This is a genomic window from Mumia sp., assembly GCF_028803055.1.
Taxonomy (GTDB): domain Bacteria; phylum Actinomycetota; class Actinomycetes; order Propionibacteriales; family Nocardioidaceae; genus Mumia.
Window position 1 is genome coordinate 21,071 of record NZ_JARBCJ010000009.1, and the last position, 16,281, is coordinate 37,351.

The window sequence follows — 16,281 nt, forward strand, 5'->3', positions numbered from 1 at the left end:
GGAACGATCGCTGATGAGCAACCAGAAGGCACCCGTCGGGCTGCTCGGGCGCAAGCTCGGGATGACCCAGACGTGGGACGAGAACAACCGCGTGGTTCCGGTCACCGTGATCGCTGCCGACACCAACGTCGTCACGCAGATCCGCACCGCCGAGACCGACGGCTACAGCGCCGTCCAGATCGGCTTCGGCGAGATCGACCCGCGCAAGGTGAACAAGCCGCAGGCCGGTCACTTCGACAAGGCCAGCGTCACGCCCCGCCGTCACCTCGCGGAGATCCGCACCGAGGCGATCGGGGACTACCAGGTCGGGCAGGCAGTCACCCCTGAGATCTTCGCCGCCGGTGACTTCGTCGACGTGACGGGCACCAGCAAGGGCAAGGGCTTCGCGGGCGTCATGAAGCGCCACGGCTTCCACGGTGTCGGCGCCTCGCACGGTGCCCACCGCAACCACCGCAAGCCGGGATCGATCGGCGGCTGCGCCACGCCGGGTCGCGTGTTCAAGGGTCTGCGCATGGCAGGCCACATGGGCACCGATCGTGTCACGGCGCAGAGCCTCACGGTGCACGCCATCGACGCCGACAAGGGCCTCATCCTCATCAAGGGTGCGGTTCCCGGCCCCAAGGGCGGCATCGTCATGATCCGCACCGGCGCCAAGAAGGGAGCCGTCAAGTGACCGCCAACGTCATCGACGTCGATCTCCCCCGGGACATCTTCGACGTCCAGGTCAACATCCCCCTGATCCACCAGGTGGTCGTCGCCCAGCTCGCAGCAGCGCGCCAGGGCACCCACGACACCAAGTCGCGTGGCGAGGTGTCCGGCGGCGGCAGGAAGCCGTACCGCCAGAAGGGCACCGGCCGCGCCCGTCAGGGCTCGATCCGCGCACCTCAGTTCACCGGTGGTGGCGTGGTCCACGGACCGACGCCGCGCAGCTACGACCAGCGCACCCCCAAGAAGATGAAGGCAGCCGCTCTCCGTGGCGCCCTCTCCGACCGGGCACGCAACGGCCGTCTGCACGTCGTCGAGTCGCTCGTGGGCGGCGAGGCGCCGTCGACGAGGGCCGCTCTGGCGACGCTCCGCGAGATCACCGCACGTCCGCGTGTGCTGGTCGTGGTGGAGAGCACCGACCAGACCACGGTGAAGAGCCTGCGCAACGTCGCCGGCACCCACCTGATCGGGCTCGACCAGCTCAACACGTACGACGTCCTGCTCAGCGACGACGTGGTCTTCACCAAGGCCGCGTTCGACGCCTTCGTCGCGCTCCGCTCCAACGGGGACGCCGAGACCGTCAAGCTGAGCGAGGTCGCTACCGCGAAGGACGGTGACAAGTGAGCACGCTGCACAAGGACCCGCGCGACATCCTGCTCGGGCCGGTCGTGAGCGAGAAGAGCTACGGGCTGCTCGACGAGAACAAGTACACGTTCATCGTCCGTCCGGATGCCAACAAGACCGAGATCAAGATCGCCGTGGAGAAGATCTTCGGCGTCACGGTCACCGCGGTGAACACCCAGAACCGCAAGGGCAAGACGCGTCGTACCCGCAACGGCACCGGCAAGCGCGCCGATGTCAAGCGCGCGATCGTGAGCGTCGCTCCGGGTCAGAGCATCGACATCTTCGCTGCGCCTGGCGCCTGAACGAACGAGGACTGAGTACGTATGGCAATCCGTAAGTACAAGCCGACCACCCCGGGCCGTCGCGGCTCCTCGGTGGCCGACTTCAGTGAGATCACGCGCACGACGCCCGAGAAGTCGCTGACGCGTCCGCTGCCCAAGAAGGGCGGACGCAACAACCAGGGCCGGATCACCACCCGGCACCAGGGCGGCGGTCACAAGCGTGCCTACCGCATCATCGACTTCAAGCGATACGACAAGGACGGCGTGCCGGCCAAGGTCGCTCACATCGAGTACGACCCCAACCGCACCGCGCGCATCGCGCTGCTCCACTACATCGACGGCGAGAAGCGCTACATCATCGCGCCGGAGGGTCTGAAGCAGGGCATGACGGTCGAGGCCGGTCCCGGCGCCGACATCAAGCCCGGCAACAACCTGCCGCTGCGCAACATCCCGGTCGGCACCACGATCCACGCGATCGAGCTCCGTCCCGGGGGTGGCGCCAAGATGGGCCGCTCGGCCGGCGCCAAGGTGCAGCTCGTCGCCCGTGAGGGCAACCGCGCGCAGCTGCGTCTCCCCTCGGGCGAGATGCGCTACGTCGACGTCCGCTGCCGCGCCAGCATCGGCGAGGTCGGCAACGCCGAGCAGTCCAACATCAACTGGGGCAAGGCCGGCCGCAACCGCTGGAAGGGCAAGCGCCCGACCGTCCGCGGTGTCGCGATGAACCCGATCGACCACCCGCACGGTGGTGGCGAGGGCAAGACCTCGGGTGGCCGCAACCCGGTGTCGCCGTGGGGCCAGCCTGAGGGCCGTACCCGCAAGAAGAAGCCCAGCGACAAGCTGATCGTCCGTCGCCGCAAGTCCGGAAAGCGCTGAGGAAGAGCCTGACATGCCACGCAGTTTGAAGAAGGGACCGTTCGTCGACGGCCACCTGCTGAAGAAGGTCGAGACTCAGAACGAGGCCGACACGCACACCGTCATCAAGACGTGGTCGCGTCGCTCCATGATTCTCCCGTCCTTCATCGGTCACACCATCGCCGTCCACGACGGGCGCAAGCACGTCCCGGTGTTCGTCACCGACGCGATGGTCGGCCACAAGCTGGGCGAGTTCGCGCCGACGCGTACCTTCCGCGGACACGTCAAGGACGACCGAAAGAGCCGCCGCCGCTGACGCGGGCGACAACCAAGGGAAGAGTTCAGATGAGCACATTGGAGCGTAAGGGCCTCAGCGCCCGACGCGAGAGCCTGCTCGGCGACGAGCCCGGTGCTTTCGCGGTCGCACGCTTCGTCCGCGTCACGCCGCAGAAGGCGCGCCGGGTCGTCGACATGGTCCGCGGCCTCGACGTGGACGATGCACTGGCCCTGCTGCGGTTCGCCCCGCAGGGTGCGGCGCAGGACGTCTACAAGCTGGTCGCGAGCGCCGTCGCGAACGCCGAGACCACCGAAGGCCTCGACCGTTCGACGCTGGTCATCTCGGCCGTCCGGGTCGACGAGGGCCCGACGATGAAGCGCTGGCGCCCCCGCGCCCGTGGTGCGGCCAACCGCATCCTCAAGCGCACCAGCCACATCACCGTCGTCGTGCAGCCTCGTGACGCTGTCGCCGCGCTGAGTCGAACACACAAGGCCAACAAGAAGGGTGGGAACCGCTAGTGGGACAGAAGATCAACCCGCACGGCTTCCGTCTCGGTATCTCCACCGACCACAAGAGCCGCTGGTACGCCGACAAGCTGTACAAGGGCTACGTCGGCGAGGACATCAAGATCCGTCGCCTGCTCACCAAGGGCATGGACCGCGCCGGCATCAGCCGGGTCGAGATCGAGCGCACTCGTGACCGTGTCCGCGTGGACATCCACACGGCGCGTCCGGGCATCGTGATCGGACGCCGCGGCGCCGAGGCCGACCGCATCCGCGGCGATCTCGAGAAGCTCACGGGCAAGCAGATCCAGCTCAACATCCTCGAGGTCAAGAACCCCGAGCTCGATGCGCAGCTGGTCGCCCAGGGTGTTGCCGAGCAGCTCGCCGGCCGTGTGCAGTTCCGTCGCGCCATGCGCAAGGCACTGCAGACGACCATGCGCGCCGGTGCCAAGGGTGTCCGCATCCAGTGCTCCGGCCGTCTCGGCGGCGCGGAGATGTCGCGCTCGGAGTTCTACCGCGAGGGCCGCGTGCCCCTGCACACGCTCCGTGCCGACGTCGACTACGGCTTCTACGAGGCGCGTACGACCTTCGGCCGCATCGGCGTGAAGGTCTGGATCTACAAGGGCGAGGTCGCCGGCACCCGTGCCGAGCGCGAGGCTCAGGCCGCTGCCCGCGCCGCCGCCCCCGGTGGGCGTCAGCGTCCGGGTCGTGGTGGCGCTCGTCGCCCGGCGCGTGAGGGACAGCGCGCAGAGCGCCCCGCACGTCAGGAGCAGGCTGCAGAGCCGGCTCCCGCGAGCACTGAGGCTGCTACCGCTCCCGCGGAAGCAGCGAACGGAACGGAGAGCTGAACCATGCTGATCCCGCGCAGGGTCAAGCACCGCAAGCAGCACCACCCCAAGCGTCGTGGCGCCGCCAAGGGCGGCACGTCGCTGGCGTTCGGTGACTTCGGCATCCAGGCGATCGAGGGTCACTACGTGACCAACCGGCAGATCGAGTCGGCTCGTATCGCCATGACCCGTCACATCAAGCGTGGCGGCAAGGTGTGGATCAACATCTACCCCGACCGTCCGCTGACCAAGAAGCCTGCCGAGACCCGCATGGGTTCCGGAAAGGGTTCGCCGGAGTGGTGGATCGCCAACGTCAAGGCCGGCCGCGTCATGTTCGAGCTGTCGGGCGTGACCGAGCCGGTGGCCCGTGAGGCGCTGCGACGTGCGATGCACAAGCTCCCGATGAAGTGCAAGATCGTGACCCGCGAGGCAGGTGATCTCTGATGGCGAACGCCACCACCACCGCTGACCTCCGCGCGCTGAGCGCCGAGGACCTGGCCGACAAGCTGGGCGAGGCCAAGGAAGAGCTGTTCAACCTGCGCTTCCAGGCCGCGACCGGCCAGCTCGAGAACAACGCCCGGCTCCGTACGGTGCGCAAGGACATCGCGCGCATCTACACCGTCGTCCGTGAGCGCGAGCTCGGCATCATCGAAAGTGAAGAGGCATGAGCAACAACACCGCAGGCGAGCGCAACCGCCGCAAGGTGCGCGAGGGCCTCGTCGTGAGCGACAAGATGGACAAGACCGTCGTCGTCAGCGTCGAGGACCACGTCAAGCACGCTCTGTACGGCAAGGTCATGCGCCGCACGAGCAAGCTCAAGGCGCACGACGAGGCGAACGAGGCTGGCATCGGCGACCGCGTACTGGTCGCAGAGACCCGTCCGCTGTCGTCGACCAAGCGTTGGCGCCTCGTCGAGATCCTCGAGAAGGCCAAGTAACCACTCGTTCCGTCAGGCTCGCGGAGACCCCGTGAGAACCGGCGAGACAACAGGAGATAACCGATGATCCAGCAGGAGTCGCGACTCAAGGTCGCCGACAACACCGGTGCCAAGGAGATCTTGTGCATCCGCGTGCTCGGCGGTTCCGGTCGTCGATACGCAGGGATCGGCGACACCATCGTCGCCACCGTCAAGGACGCGATCCCGGGCGGGAACGTCAAGAAGGGCGACGTCGTGAAGGCTGTCGTCGTCCGCACCGCGAAGGAGCGCCGTCGTCCGGACGGCTCCTACATCCGGTTCGACGAGAACGCCGCAGTCATCTTGAAGAATGATGGTGAGCCCCGTGGCACGCGCATCTTCGGCCCCGTGGGCCGTGAGCTGCGCGACAAGCGGTTCATGCGCATCATCTCGCTTGCCCCGGAGGTGCTGTGATGACTGCCAAGAAGAAGAGCCTGAGCATCAAGAAGGGTGACCAGGTCCGCGTGCTGTCCGGCAAGGACCGCGGCGTCGAGGGCAAGGTCATCGCCGTGCTCCCCGAGGTCGATCGCGTGATCGTCGAGGGCGTGAACCGGATCAAGCGGCACCAGAAGGCGCTGCAGCCGGGCACGACCAGCTCGATCGTGACCAAGGAGGCTCCGATCCACGTGTCCAACGTGGCGCTCCTGGTCGAGGTCGACGGCGAGAAGGTCACCACCCGTATCGGCAACCGTCGCGACGAGGTCACCAAGAAGCGCCCTGACGGCTCCACCTACAGCGCGCACCGCAGCGTGCGCGTCGCCAAGCGCACCGGAGAGGAGATCTGATGAGCGCCGAGACCACAGAGAAGGTCATCCCGCGCGTGAAGACGCGCTACCGCGAGGAGATCCTCCCCGCGCTGCGCGAGGAGTTCTCGTTCGAGAACGTCATGCAGGTCCCGGGTCTGACCAAGATCGTCGTCAACATGGGCGTCGGCGAGGCAGCTCGTGACTCCAAGCTGATCGAGGGCGCGATCCGCGACCTGGCCGCGATCACCGGCCAGAAGCCGCAGGTCACCCGTGCCCGCAAGTCCATCGCGCAGTTCAAGCTGCGCGAGGGCATGCCGATCGGTGCGCACGTCACGCTGCGCGGCGACCGCATGTGGGAGTTCCTCGATCGGCTGCTGTCGATCGCCCTCCCGCGTATCCGCGACTTCCGCGGGCTCTCGCCCAAGCAGTTCGACGGACGCGGCAACTACACGTTCGGTCTCACGGAGCAGGTCATGTTCCACGAGATCGATCAGGACAAGATCGACCGGACCCGTGGCATGGACATCACCATCGTCACCTCGGCGACCAACGACGAGGAGGGGCGCGCGCTCCTCACCAAGCTCGGCTTCCCGTTCAAGGAGAACTGACCATGGCGAAGACCTCGCTGAAGGTTAAGGCCGCGCGCAAGCCGAAGTACGCCGTGCGCGCCTACACCCGCTGCCAGCGCTGTGGACGCCCGAAGTCCGTCTATCGCAAGTTCGGCCTGTGCCGGATCTGCCTGCGGACCATGGCTCACCGCGGTGAGCTCCCGGGCATCACGAAGAGCAGCTGGTAATCCCGACTCGACCCTGAACGCCGCAGGTCCGCGCCGACAGCGCGGAAACCGTGGCAGGAAAGTGGAAACACACTCATGACGATGACTGATCCGATCGCGGACATGCTGACGCGTGTCCGCAACGGCAACCAGGCGTTCCACGACGAGGTGAGCATGCCTTACAGCAAGCTCAAGGCCGGCGTCGCGGAGATCCTGAAGCAAGAGGGCTACATCACGGGCTTCTCCGTGGCCGAGCCGACCGGGGACGTCGTGGGCAAGACGCTCACGGTGACCCTCAAGTACGGCCAGCACCGCGAGCGTGCGATCGCCGGCATCCGGCGCATCAGCAAGCCGGGTCTGCGGGTCTACGCGAAGTCGACCAACCTGCCGAAGGTTCTCGGAGGACTGGGCGTGGCGATCATCTCCACGAGCCAGGGCCTTCTGACCGACAAGCAGGCCAAGTTCAAGGGCGTCGGGGGCGAAGTCCTCGCCTACGTCTGGTGACGGGAGGAGAAAACACATGTCACGTATTGGCAAGCAGCCGGTGACGGTTCCTTCCGGTGTCGACATCGCGATCGACGGGCAGGTCGTCACGGTCAAGGGCCCGAAGGGCACGCTGGCGCACACGGTGGCCGCACCGATCACCGCGAGCAAGGCTGAGGACGGCGCGATCTCGGTCGAGCGTCCGAACGACGAGCGGCAGAACCGCTCGCTCCACGGCCTCACACGCACCCTGATCAACAACATGGTCATCGGCGTCACGACGGGCTACGAGAAGAAGCTCGAGCTCGTCGGCGTCGGATACCGCGTCCTGGCCAAGGGCCCGGCCGCGATCGAGCTCAACCTCGGCTTCAGCCACCCGGTCGCCTTCCAGGCACCGGAGGGCGTGACCTTCACGGTCGAGTCGCCGACGAAGCTCACGATCACCGGGATCGACAAGCAGCAGGTCGGTGAGGTTGCGGCCAACATCCGCAAGCTGCGCAAGCCCGAGCCCTACAAGGGCAAGGGCGTGCGATACGCCGGCGAGCAGGTTCGCCGCAAGGCTGGGAAGGCTGGAAAGTAATGGCTATCGCTCTCAAGCACCGCAAGCACGAGGCTGCGCGCGTCGCTGGTCGTCGTCGCCGTCAGGTGCGGGGTCGCAAGCGGGTCGCCGGGACGCAGGATCGTCCGCGTCTGGTGATCACGCGCTCCAGCCGTCACATCGTCGCTCAGGTCGTCAACGACCTGGAGGGCCGTACGCTTGCGTCGGCCTCGTCGATGGAGGCCGAGCTGCGCTCGCTCGACGGAGACAAGACCGCCAAGGCCCGTCGCGTCGGTGAGCTGATCGCCGACCGCGCGAAGGTCGCCGGGGTCGAAGCGGTCGTGTTCGACCGCGCAGGAAACAAGTACCAGGGGCGCGTTTCCGCCCTGGCCGAGGGCGCCCGCGAGGGCGGCCTGGCCTTCTGAGCCAGACGAGAGAAGAGGACAGTCGAATGAGCGGAGCCCAGCGCCGCAGTGGCGGCGGGGACCGTCGGGGCCGCGATCGCGGTTCGGCGGACAAGACCGCATACATCGAGAAGGTCGTCGGCATCAACCGCGTGGCCAAGGTCGTCAAGGGCGGACGTCGGTTCAGCTTCACGGCCCTGGTCGTCGTCGGTGACGGCGACGGCATGGTCGGTGTCGGCTACGGCAAGGCGAAGGAGGTGCCGACCGCCATCCAGAAGGGTGTCGAGGAGGCAAAGAAGTCCTTCTTCCGCGTGCCGCGCATCCAGGGCACCATCCCGCACCCCGTGCAGGGTGAGCGGGCAGCCGGCGTGGTCATGCTGCGCCCGGCCGCTCCCGGTACCGGCGTCATCGCCGGTGGTCCGGTCCGCGCCGTGCTCGAGGCCGCAGGCATCCACGACGTGCTGAGCAAGTCGCTCGGCTCGTCGAACGCCATCAACATCGTGCACGCGACCATTCAGGCGCTGCGTGAGCTCGAGTCCCCGGCGGACGTGGCGGCTCGCCGCGGCCTGCCGGTCGAGCACGTCGCACCGGCGGCGATGCTCAAGGCCGAGCGTGAGCCGTCGACGCCGGCCCAGGCAGGTGCATGATGTCGAAGCTGCAGGTGACCCAGGTGCGCTCGGGCATCGGGCGTACGAACAACCAGCGCCAGACCTTGCGCACGCTCGGTCTCAAGCGCATCGGCGACGTCGTCGTCAAGGAGGACCGTCCCGAGATCCGCGGGATGATCGCAACGGTTCCTCACCTCGTCGACGTCAAGAATGTGGACTGAGGGGAGGAACTGACATGACGCTCAAGCTGCACCACCTCCGCCCCGCACCGGGCGCGAAGACCGCGAAGACCCGTGTGGGTCGCGGTGAGGGAAGCAAGGGCAAGACCGCGGGCCGCGGCACCAAGGGCACGAGTGCCCGCTACCAGGTGCCCGTCGGCTTCGAGGGCGGCCAGGTCCCGATCCACATGCGCCTCCCGAAGCTGGGTGGGTTCAAGAGCCCGTTCAAGGTGGCGTACCAGGTCGTGAACCTGACCCGCCTCGGCGAGCTCTTCCCCGAGGGCGGCACGGTGGACGTCGCCGCACTCGTCGACAAGGGTGCGGTCCGCAAGGGCCAGCCCGTCAAGATCCTGGGCAACGGCGAGATCGACGTCGCGGTCCAGGTGACTGCCGACAAGTTCTCGGCGTCGGCCAAGAGCAAGATCGAAGCGGCTGGCGGCTCGGTCACCGAGCGCTGAGTCGTACCGAGTCGTATGGGACATGGCGGTCTCTGACAGTCGCTCACCGAGCGACTGTTAGAGTCGCCATGTTTCGCTTCAAGGCCCCCATTCCGCACTCCACCCGCACGGGACACCGTCGCCGTTGTCCATAGGAGGACCCGGTGCTCAGCGCTTTCGTCAACGCGTTCAAGACGCCTGATCTACGCAAGAAGATCTTGTTCGTCTTGTTCATCCTCGTGCTGTTCCGGATGGGATCCGTCCTCCCCGCTCCGGGAGTGGACGTGGAGAACGTTCAGTTCTGCCTCAACGCTGCTACCTCAGGTGAGAACGCCAACAGCCTGTTCAACCTGCTCAACGTCTTCTCGGGTGGAGCTCTCCTCCAGCTGACCGTGTTCGCGCTGGGCATCATGCCCTACATCACCGCGAGCATCATCCTTCAGCTGTTGACGGTGGTGATCCCACGGCTGGAGACCCTCAAGAAGGAGGGTCAGTCCGGCCAGGCCAAGATCACCCAGTACACCCGCTACCTCACCCTGGGTCTCGCGGTCCTCCAGGGCGCCGGCATCGTCGCGATGGCCCGTTCCGGAGCCCTCTTCGGCAACCAGTGCAACCGCGACCTCCTGACCGACACCGACTCGGTCGGTCTCTTCCTGCTGATCGTCCTGGTCATGGTCGCCGGTACGGCGATGATCATGTGGTTCGGCGAGCTCATCAGCGACCGTGGTGTCGGCAACGGCATGTCGCTGCTGATCTTCACCCAGATCGTCGCGACCTTCCCGGGCACGATGTGGCTCATCAAGGAGCAGCGCGGCTGGGGCGTCTTCGCCGTCGTGGTCGCCGTCGGTCTCGCCGTCATGGCGGCCGTCATCTTCATCGAGCAGGCCCAGCGCCGGATCCCGGTGCAGTACGCCCGCCGGATGGTCGGACGCAAGATGTTCGGCGGCTCGTCGACCTACATCCCGCTGAAGGTCAACCAGGCCGGCGTCATCCCGGTCATCTTCGCCTCGAGCCTGCTCTATCTCCCGGCGCTGGCCGCACAGTTCAACCAGGGCAAGGGCTGGGCGAACTGGATCAACGACAACTTCGTCCGCGGCGACCACCCGGTCTACATGCTCACCTTCTTCCTGCTGATCGTGTTCTTCACGTACTTCTACGTGTCGATCACCTTCAACCCGAAGGAGGTCGCCGACAACATGAAGAAGTACGGCGGCTTCATCCCCGGCATCCGTGCCGGACGTCCGACCGAGCAGTACCTCGGCTACGTGCTCTCGCGCATCACCTTCCCCGGCTCGCTGTACCTCGGTCTCGTCGCGCTCATCCCGCTCCTGGCCTTCCTGCTCGTCGACGCCAACCAGAACTTCCCGTTCGGTGGCACGACGCTCCTGATCATCGTCGGCGTCGGTCTCGACACGGTGAAGCAGATCGAGAGCCAGCTGCAGCAGCGCAACTACGAAGGGTTCCTCAAGTGATGCGTCTCTTGTTCATGGGTCCTCCGGGGGCAGGCAAGGGCACCCAGGCGACTCTCCTCGCGGAAAAGCTCGGGATCCCGCAGATCTCGACGGGCGACATCTTCCGCGCGAACGTCTCCGAGGGCACGGAGCTCGGCGTCGTGGCGAAGACGTACATGGACAAGGGCGAGTACGTCCCCGACGAGGTCACCAACGCGATGGTGCGCGACCGGCTCACGTGGGACGACGCGCACGCCGGCTTCCTCCTCGACGGCTATCCGCGGACGGTCGACCAGGTCCACACGCTCGACGGGATCCTGGCCGAACTGGGAGAGAAGCTCGATGCCGTCGTCGAGCTGGTGGTGGAGCGTGAGGAGCTCATCGCGCGCCTGCTGAAGCGCGCGGAGACCTCGGGCCGCACCGACGACACCGAGGACGTCGTCCGGCACCGCCAAGAGGTGTACGAGGCGCAGACGTCGCCGCTGCTCGCCCTCTACGCCGACCGCGGTCTGCTGGTGCGGGTCGACGGGCTCGGCGCCGTGGACGAGGTCCAGGGCCGCATCCTCGACGCCCTGCCGCAGGACTAAGGAGCCATGGGTCTGTTCGGCAGCGGCCTGGAGATCAAGACGCCTGACCAGGTCGCCGTGATGCGGCGGGCGGGCGTGATCGTGGGCGAGACGCTCGCGCTCCTGCGTGAGTCGGTCCGGCCGGGCATGACCACGGCCGACCTCGACGCGATCGCGGAGGAGCACATCCACAGCCGTGGGGCCAAGCCGAACTTCAAGGGCTACCACGGCTTTCCGGCGACGATCTGCACGTCGGTCAACGACGAGGTCGTCCACGGCATCCCGGGCGGCCGCGTGATCGAGGAGGGCGACCTCGTCTCGATCGACTGCGGGTGCGTGCTCGACGGCTGGCACTCCGACGCGGCGGTCACCGTCGCGGTGGGGGAGGTCTCGGCGAGCCGGCGCGAGCTGATGCGCGTGTGCGAGGAGTCCTTGTGGCGCGGCATCGCCGCGGCACGGCTCGGCGGCAGGGTCAGCGACATCGGCCACGCGGTCGAGACGTACGTCCGCAGCCAACCCGCCGGCGCGTCGTACGGGATCGTCGAGGACTACGTCGGTCACGGGATCGGCACGGCCATGCACATGCCGCCCAACGTCCCCAACTTCGGCCGACCGGGCCACGGCGCCAAGCTGGTCAAGGGGCTGGTCCTCGCGGTGGAGCCGATGCTGACCGAAGGCACGATCGACACGACGACGCTCGAGGACGACTGGACCGTCGTGACCGACGACAGCGGGTGGTCGGCCCACTTCGAGCACACGTTCACGCTCACCGACACCGGCGCCTGGGTGCTCAGCGCCCTCGACGGCGGCAAGGCCCGGCTCGCCGAGCTGGGCGTCCCGTACGGCGGCCCCGAGAGCGACTGACGGCGCCCTTCCTCTCGTCGAGGGGGGCTGATTTGTCCGACCGCCACGGAGCACCGTACTATGGACAGTCGGCCGAGGTCTGCGTATCCGCATGCCTTCGGCCGATCCGAGAGACGTGCGACAGATTGCGGAGGACATGCCGAAGAAGGAAGGCGTCATCGAGCTCGAGGGCTCGGTCATCGAGGCCCTGCCGAACGCGATGTTCCGGGTCGAGCTGACCAATGGCCACAAGGTTCTAGCCCATATCAGCGGCAAGATGCGCCAGCACTACATCCGGATCCTCCCCGAGGACCGCGTAGTGGTGGAGCTGTCCCCGTACGACCTCACCCGAGGCCGGATCGTCTACCGGTACAAGTGACCCGCACCGGGAGCCGCCCGCGAGGGCGTCGTCGTCGCGCGCCGCGCAACCATCCGTCCGTTCAAGATAAGAGAGCTCGATGAAGGTTCAACCGAGCGTCAAGCCGATCTGCGAGAAGTGCAAGGTCATCCGTCGCCATGGCCGTGTCATGGTGATCTGCGAGAACCCGCGCCACAAGCAGCGGCAGGGCTGACCAGCCCGCCACCCACACGTGACCGCTCACCCCGTCGACGACGAGGTGCTTCCCCCGGACCGGAGGCCGGGGCCTGGCTGAGGCAGCCAGGACGCGTCACGACCACACCTCCGCAGTGGAAGGAAACCGCCTGATGGCACGCCTCATCGGTGTCGATCTCCCGCGCGACAAGCGCGTGGTGATCGGTCTCACCTACATCTACGGCATCGGCCGTACCCGCAGTCAGCAGCTGCTCGAGCAGACCGGCATCAGCCCCGACCTGCGCGTCCACGAGCTGAGCGAGGACCAGCTGGTCTCGCTCCGTGACGCGATCGAGGGTCAGTTCCAGGTCGAGGGCGACCTTCGCCGCGAAGTGGCCGCCGACATCCGTCGCAAGATCGAGATCGGCAGCTACCAGGGCCGCCGCCACCGCGCCGGGCTCCCCGTGCGCGGGCAGCGGACCAAGACGAACGCTCGCACCCGCAAGGGTCCGAAGCGCACCGTTTCCGGCGCAAAGAAGAAGGGTAAGTAATGCCTCCGAAGGGCACAGGCGCCAAGAAGGTGCGCCGCAAGGAGAAGAAGAACGTCGCCGCGGGCCAGGCCCACATCAAGAGCACGTTCAACAACACGATCGTCACGATCACCGATCCCACCGGAGCGGTGATCTCGTGGGCCTCGGCCGGCACCGTCGGCTTCAAGGGCTCGCGCAAGTCCACTCCGTACGCCGCGCAGATGGCCGCCGAGGCCGCCGGGCGTCGGGCGATGGAGCACGGGATGAAGAAGATCGACGTCTTCGTGAAGGGCCCCGGTTCGGGCCGCGAGACGGCGATCCGTTCGCTGGGTGCGGTCGGCCTCGAGGTCGGCACCATCCAGGACGTCACCCCCAGCCCCCACAACGGCGTGCGGCCTCCCAAGCGCCGCCGCGTCTGATCGCCCGGATCGGAGAGGAGAACACAGATGGCCCGTTACACCGGACCCCTGACCAAGAAGTCTCGCCGCCTGGGCGTGGACCTCGTCGGCGGTGACGCCGCGTTCGAGCGTCGTCCGTACCCGCCCGGCCAGCACGGCCGCGCCCGTGTCAAGGAGAGCGAGTACCGCACCCAGCTTCAGGAGAAGCAGAAGGCGCGTTACACCTACGGCGTGCTCGAGCGGCAGTTCCGCAACTACTACGAGGAGGCAAACCGTCGTCCGGGCAAGACCGGCGACAACCTCCTCCAGATCCTCGAGTGCCGTCTCGACAACGTCGTGTACCGCGCCGGTTTCGCGCGGACCCGACGTCACGCTCGCCAGCTCGTGACCCACGGCCACTTCCTGGTCAACGGCCACAAGACCGACATCCCGTCGTTCCAGGTCAGCAAGCACGACATCATCGACGTGCGGCCGAAGTCGCTCGAGACCACGCCGTTCATCGTGGCCCGCGAGACGTTCGACGCCACCACGGTTCCGGGATGGCTCACCGCCGTCCCGGAGAAGGGCCGCATCCTGGTCCACCAGCCGCCGGTGCGCGAGCAGATCGTCGTGCCGATCTCCGAGCAGCTGATCGTGGAGTACTACTCCAAGATCTGATCCGCTCACACGGCTGCCCGGGCCGGTCCCGGGGCAGCCCCACCACCTCCACAGACCGTGTCCGTCAAATAGCGGGCGACGCGGAAAGGAAACCAGAAAATGCTCATTGCACAGCGGCCCACCCTGTCAGAGGACGTCGTCGACGAGTTCCGTTCGCGGTTCGTCATCGAGCCCCTCGAGCCCGGCTTCGGCTACACCCTCGGCAACTCGCTGCGCCGTACGCTCCTGTCGTCGATCCCGGGTGCAGCAGTCACCTCGATCAAGATCGACGGTGTCCTGCACGAGTTCTCGACGATCCCCGGCGTGACCGAGGACGTCACCGAGATCATCCTCAACCTCAAGAACATCGTGGTCAGCTCGGAGCACGACGAGCCCGTCGTCATGTACCTGCGCAAGCAGGGCCCCGGCGACGTCACCGCAGCCGACATCGCGCCTCCGGCCGGCGTCGAGGTGCACAACCCGGACCTCAAGATCGCGACCCTGAACGACAAGGGCAAGATCGAGGTGGAGCTGGTGGTCGAGCGCGGACGCGGTTACGTGTCGGCAGTCCAGAACAAGACCGGCGACGAGGAGATCGGGCGCATGCCGATCGACTCGATCTACAGCCCGGTCCTCAAGGTCACGTACAAGGTCGAGGCGACTCGTGTCGAGCAGCGCACCGACTTCGACAAGCTCATCATCGACGTGGAGACCAAGCGCTCGATCCTGCCGCGCGACGCCATGGCGTCGGCCGGCAAGACGCTCGTCGAGCTGTTCGGTCTCGCCCGCGAGCTGAACGTCGAGGCCGAGGGCATCGACATCGGCCCGTCGCCCGTCGACGAGGCGCTCGCCGCCGACCTGGCGCTCCCGGTGGAGGACCTCCACCTCACGGTGCGCTCGTACAACTGCCTCAAGCGCGAGGGCATCCACACCGTGGGTGAGCTCATCTCGCGCAGCGAGCAGGACCTGCTGGACATCCGCAACTTCGGTTCGAAGTCCATCGACGAGGTGAAGGCCAAGCTCGCAGAGATGGGCCTGGGCCTCAAGGACAGCCCTGCCGGGTTCGACCCGTCCGCGGTGGTCGACAGCTACGACGACGACGAGAGCTTCGCGGAGGACGAGCAGTACTGAGCCGACGCTCAGCACTGATCTCCGCACGACATCCCAGGAGACACAGCAATGCCCACGCCCACCAAGGGTCCGCGGTTCGGCGGGAGCCCGGCGCACCAGCGCCTCATCCTCGCCAATCTCGCACAGAGCCTGTTCGAGCACGGCCGCATCACCACCACCGAGGCGAAGGCCCGACGCCTTCGTCCGTACGCGGAGTCGCTGATCACGCGCGCCAAGGTCGACACGGTCGCCAACCGGCGCCAGGTCGTCAAGGTGATCCGTGACAAGCAGATCCTGCACGTGCTCTTCACCGAGGTCGCGCCGAAGTACACGACGCGCCCCGGCGGCTACACGCGCATCACCAAGATCGGGCCGCGCAAGGGCGACAACGCCCCCATGGCCGTGATCGAGCTCGTGGAGGAGAAGGACTTCTCCGTCACGACGAAGACGCCCAAGAAGTCCACGAAGGCAGAGACCGCCCCGGTCGCCGACAACGCCGACGAGGTCGAGGACCAGATCGCCGCTGCCGACGAGGCGCCGGCCGACGAGGCTCCCGAGGCTTCGGCCGACGAGGTCGAGGGCACCGACGCCGAGGGCACCGACGCCGAAGGCACCACCGAGAAGGCCTGACCTTCACCGGTCGAGCACGCACGCAGGCCGGCGCCTGCTCCGAGAGGAGCGGGGGCCGGCCTTCGTGCACTCCAGGGCGCGGTCGCCCAGCTCATCCTCGGCCGCGGTGCGGCCGGCATCGACTGGCCGATGGCCTTCGTCTCGGGTCTGGTCGCTCGTTCGTCGGCGCGCTGATCGTGACCCTGATCTGGCAGTGGTGGCGGGGACGGTCCACGTCCGCCGCCCGGTAGGACGTCGCAGGCAAGCCGTACGCGAGGGAATGAGCGACGCCTCCGTCGGCGTTGGAACCAGGTATGCCGCTCAAGCTCTCGGTCCTCGACCTCGTCCCCGTCCGCACCGACCAGTCGACCGG

General features: G+C 67.1%; 30 protein-coding genes. All 30 read left to right on the forward strand.

Annotated elements, in window-relative coordinates:
- Positions 1-13 precede the first annotated feature (13 nt).
- The 30 genes from rplC to rplQ all read left to right on the forward strand — a co-directional run bounded on the left by rplC (position 14) and on the right by rplQ (position 15,929).
- Positions 14-673, forward strand: coding sequence for a 50S ribosomal protein L3 (gene rplC, locus PV363_RS01910; RefSeq protein ID WP_220342066.1), 660 nt, complete (start codon positions 14-16; stop codon positions 671-673).
- Positions 670-1,329 (forward strand): 50S ribosomal protein L4, encoded by a 660-nt coding sequence (gene rplD / locus PV363_RS01915; protein WP_220342065.1) that lies wholly within the window; start codon positions 670-672, stop codon positions 1,327-1,329. Before rplC ends, rplD begins: the two co-directional genes overlap by 4 nt.
- Positions 1,326-1,631 carry a 50S ribosomal protein L23 gene (gene rplW, locus PV363_RS01920; RefSeq protein WP_220342064.1) on the forward strand — a complete coding sequence of 102 codons (306 nt, stop codon included), beginning with the start codon at positions 1,326-1,328 and terminating at the stop codon, positions 1,629-1,631. Before rplD ends, rplW begins: the two co-directional genes overlap by 4 nt.
- Before the next feature lie 21 nt (positions 1,632-1,652).
- Complete coding sequence (gene rplB / locus PV363_RS01925; RefSeq protein ID WP_220342063.1) at positions 1,653-2,483, forward strand: 50S ribosomal protein L2; 831 nt, start codon at positions 1,653-1,655, stop codon at positions 2,481-2,483.
- Between the two features lie 13 nt (positions 2,484-2,496).
- On the forward strand, positions 2,497-2,778 hold the full coding sequence (gene rpsS, locus PV363_RS01930; protein WP_139087789.1) for a 30S ribosomal protein S19: 282 nt from the start codon (positions 2,497-2,499) through the stop codon (positions 2,776-2,778).
- Between the two features lie 29 nt (positions 2,779-2,807).
- Complete coding sequence (gene rplV, locus PV363_RS01935) at positions 2,808-3,257, forward strand: 50S ribosomal protein L22 (protein ID WP_220342062.1); 450 nt, start codon at positions 2,808-2,810, stop codon at positions 3,255-3,257.
- The gene (gene rpsC / locus PV363_RS01940; RefSeq protein ID WP_220342061.1) at positions 3,257-4,090 is read left to right on the forward strand and encodes a 30S ribosomal protein S3; all 834 of its coding nucleotides are present in this window, start codon (positions 3,257-3,259) and stop codon (positions 4,088-4,090) included. Before rplV ends, rpsC begins: the two co-directional genes overlap by 1 nt.
- A 3-nt stretch (positions 4,091-4,093) precedes the next feature.
- Positions 4,094-4,513, forward strand: a complete 420-nt coding sequence (rplP, locus tag PV363_RS01945) for a 50S ribosomal protein L16 (RefSeq protein WP_220342060.1) — start codon at positions 4,094-4,096, stop codon at positions 4,511-4,513.
- On the forward strand, positions 4,513-4,737 hold the full coding sequence (gene rpmC, locus PV363_RS01950) for a 50S ribosomal protein L29 (RefSeq protein ID WP_220342059.1): 225 nt from the start codon (positions 4,513-4,515) through the stop codon (positions 4,735-4,737). The genes rplP and rpmC overlap by 1 nt, the downstream gene beginning before the upstream one ends.
- The gene (rpsQ, locus tag PV363_RS01955; RefSeq protein WP_220342058.1) at positions 4,734-5,006 is read left to right on the forward strand and encodes a 30S ribosomal protein S17; all 273 of its coding nucleotides are present in this window, start codon (positions 4,734-4,736) and stop codon (positions 5,004-5,006) included. The genes rpmC and rpsQ overlap by 4 nt, the downstream gene beginning before the upstream one ends.
- 63 nt (positions 5,007-5,069) lie before the next feature.
- Positions 5,070-5,438 (forward strand): 50S ribosomal protein L14, encoded by a 369-nt coding sequence (gene rplN / locus PV363_RS01960; protein ID WP_139087795.1) that lies wholly within the window; start codon positions 5,070-5,072, stop codon positions 5,436-5,438.
- Complete coding sequence (rplX, locus tag PV363_RS01965; protein ID WP_220342057.1) at positions 5,438-5,809, forward strand: 50S ribosomal protein L24; 372 nt, start codon at positions 5,438-5,440, stop codon at positions 5,807-5,809. Before rplN ends, rplX begins: the two co-directional genes overlap by 1 nt.
- Positions 5,809-6,378: a 50S ribosomal protein L5 gene (gene rplE / locus PV363_RS01970; protein ID WP_220342056.1), complete on the forward strand. Its 570-nt coding sequence runs from the start codon at positions 5,809-5,811 to the stop codon at positions 6,376-6,378. The genes rplX and rplE overlap by 1 nt, the downstream gene beginning before the upstream one ends.
- A 2-nt stretch (positions 6,379-6,380) precedes the next feature.
- Positions 6,381-6,566, forward strand: a complete 186-nt coding sequence (locus PV363_RS01975) for a type Z 30S ribosomal protein S14 (protein WP_220342055.1) — start codon at positions 6,381-6,383, stop codon at positions 6,564-6,566.
- Between the two features lie 75 nt (positions 6,567-6,641).
- Positions 6,642-7,049, forward strand: coding sequence for a 30S ribosomal protein S8 (gene rpsH, locus PV363_RS01980; protein ID WP_220342054.1), 408 nt, complete (start codon positions 6,642-6,644; stop codon positions 7,047-7,049).
- Between the two features lie 16 nt (positions 7,050-7,065).
- Positions 7,066-7,608, forward strand: coding sequence for a 50S ribosomal protein L6 (gene rplF / locus PV363_RS01985; RefSeq protein WP_220342053.1), 543 nt, complete (start codon positions 7,066-7,068; stop codon positions 7,606-7,608).
- Entirely contained in the window at positions 7,608-7,991 is a 384-nt protein-coding gene (rplR, locus tag PV363_RS01990) for a 50S ribosomal protein L18 (RefSeq protein WP_220342052.1), read from the forward strand. The genes rplF and rplR overlap by 1 nt, the downstream gene beginning before the upstream one ends.
- 26 nt (positions 7,992-8,017) lie before the next feature.
- Positions 8,018-8,617: a 30S ribosomal protein S5 gene (gene rpsE / locus PV363_RS01995; protein WP_220342051.1), complete on the forward strand. Its 600-nt coding sequence runs from the start codon at positions 8,018-8,020 to the stop codon at positions 8,615-8,617.
- Positions 8,617-8,799, forward strand: a complete 183-nt coding sequence (rpmD, locus tag PV363_RS02000; protein WP_220342050.1) for a 50S ribosomal protein L30 — start codon at positions 8,617-8,619, stop codon at positions 8,797-8,799. The genes rpsE and rpmD overlap by 1 nt, the downstream gene beginning before the upstream one ends.
- 14 nt (positions 8,800-8,813) lie before the next feature.
- Positions 8,814-9,254 carry a 50S ribosomal protein L15 gene (rplO, locus tag PV363_RS02005; RefSeq protein WP_220342049.1) on the forward strand — a complete coding sequence of 147 codons (441 nt, stop codon included), beginning with the start codon at positions 8,814-8,816 and terminating at the stop codon, positions 9,252-9,254.
- Positions 9,255-9,397: 143 nt separating this feature from the next.
- The gene (gene secY, locus PV363_RS02010; RefSeq protein WP_220342048.1) at positions 9,398-10,705 is read left to right on the forward strand and encodes a preprotein translocase subunit SecY; all 1,308 of its coding nucleotides are present in this window, start codon (positions 9,398-9,400) and stop codon (positions 10,703-10,705) included.
- Positions 10,705-11,271, forward strand: coding sequence for an adenylate kinase (locus tag PV363_RS02015; protein WP_220345323.1), 567 nt, complete (start codon positions 10,705-10,707; stop codon positions 11,269-11,271). Before secY ends, PV363_RS02015 begins: the two co-directional genes overlap by 1 nt.
- Positions 11,272-11,277: 6 nt before the next feature.
- The gene (gene map / locus PV363_RS02020) at positions 11,278-12,114 is read left to right on the forward strand and encodes a type I methionyl aminopeptidase (protein ID WP_220345322.1); all 837 of its coding nucleotides are present in this window, start codon (positions 11,278-11,280) and stop codon (positions 12,112-12,114) included.
- Positions 12,115-12,250: 136 nt separating this feature from the next.
- Positions 12,251-12,472: a translation initiation factor IF-1 gene (gene infA, locus PV363_RS02025; RefSeq protein WP_039345467.1), complete on the forward strand. Its 222-nt coding sequence runs from the start codon at positions 12,251-12,253 to the stop codon at positions 12,470-12,472.
- A gap of 79 nt (positions 12,473-12,551) precedes the next feature.
- Positions 12,552-12,665 carry a 50S ribosomal protein L36 gene (rpmJ, locus tag PV363_RS02030; protein ID WP_167005642.1) on the forward strand — a complete coding sequence of 38 codons (114 nt, stop codon included), beginning with the start codon at positions 12,552-12,554 and terminating at the stop codon, positions 12,663-12,665.
- Positions 12,666-12,798: 133 nt separating this feature from the next.
- On the forward strand, positions 12,799-13,176 hold the full coding sequence (gene rpsM / locus PV363_RS02035) for a 30S ribosomal protein S13 (RefSeq protein WP_220342045.1): 378 nt from the start codon (positions 12,799-12,801) through the stop codon (positions 13,174-13,176).
- Positions 13,176-13,574 (forward strand): 30S ribosomal protein S11, encoded by a 399-nt coding sequence (gene rpsK / locus PV363_RS02040; protein WP_139087808.1) that lies wholly within the window; start codon positions 13,176-13,178, stop codon positions 13,572-13,574. The genes rpsM and rpsK overlap by 1 nt, the downstream gene beginning before the upstream one ends.
- A gap of 27 nt (positions 13,575-13,601) precedes the next feature.
- The gene (rpsD, locus tag PV363_RS02045) at positions 13,602-14,210 is read left to right on the forward strand and encodes a 30S ribosomal protein S4 (RefSeq protein ID WP_220342044.1); all 609 of its coding nucleotides are present in this window, start codon (positions 13,602-13,604) and stop codon (positions 14,208-14,210) included.
- 99 nt (positions 14,211-14,309) lie between these two features.
- Positions 14,310-15,320: a DNA-directed RNA polymerase subunit alpha gene (locus PV363_RS02050; protein ID WP_220342043.1), complete on the forward strand. Its 1,011-nt coding sequence runs from the start codon at positions 14,310-14,312 to the stop codon at positions 15,318-15,320.
- Positions 15,321-15,368: 48 nt separating this feature from the next.
- Positions 15,369-15,929: a 50S ribosomal protein L17 gene (gene rplQ, locus PV363_RS02055; protein WP_220342042.1), complete on the forward strand. Its 561-nt coding sequence runs from the start codon at positions 15,369-15,371 to the stop codon at positions 15,927-15,929.
- The last annotated feature ends 352 nt before the right edge of the window (positions 15,930-16,281 follow it).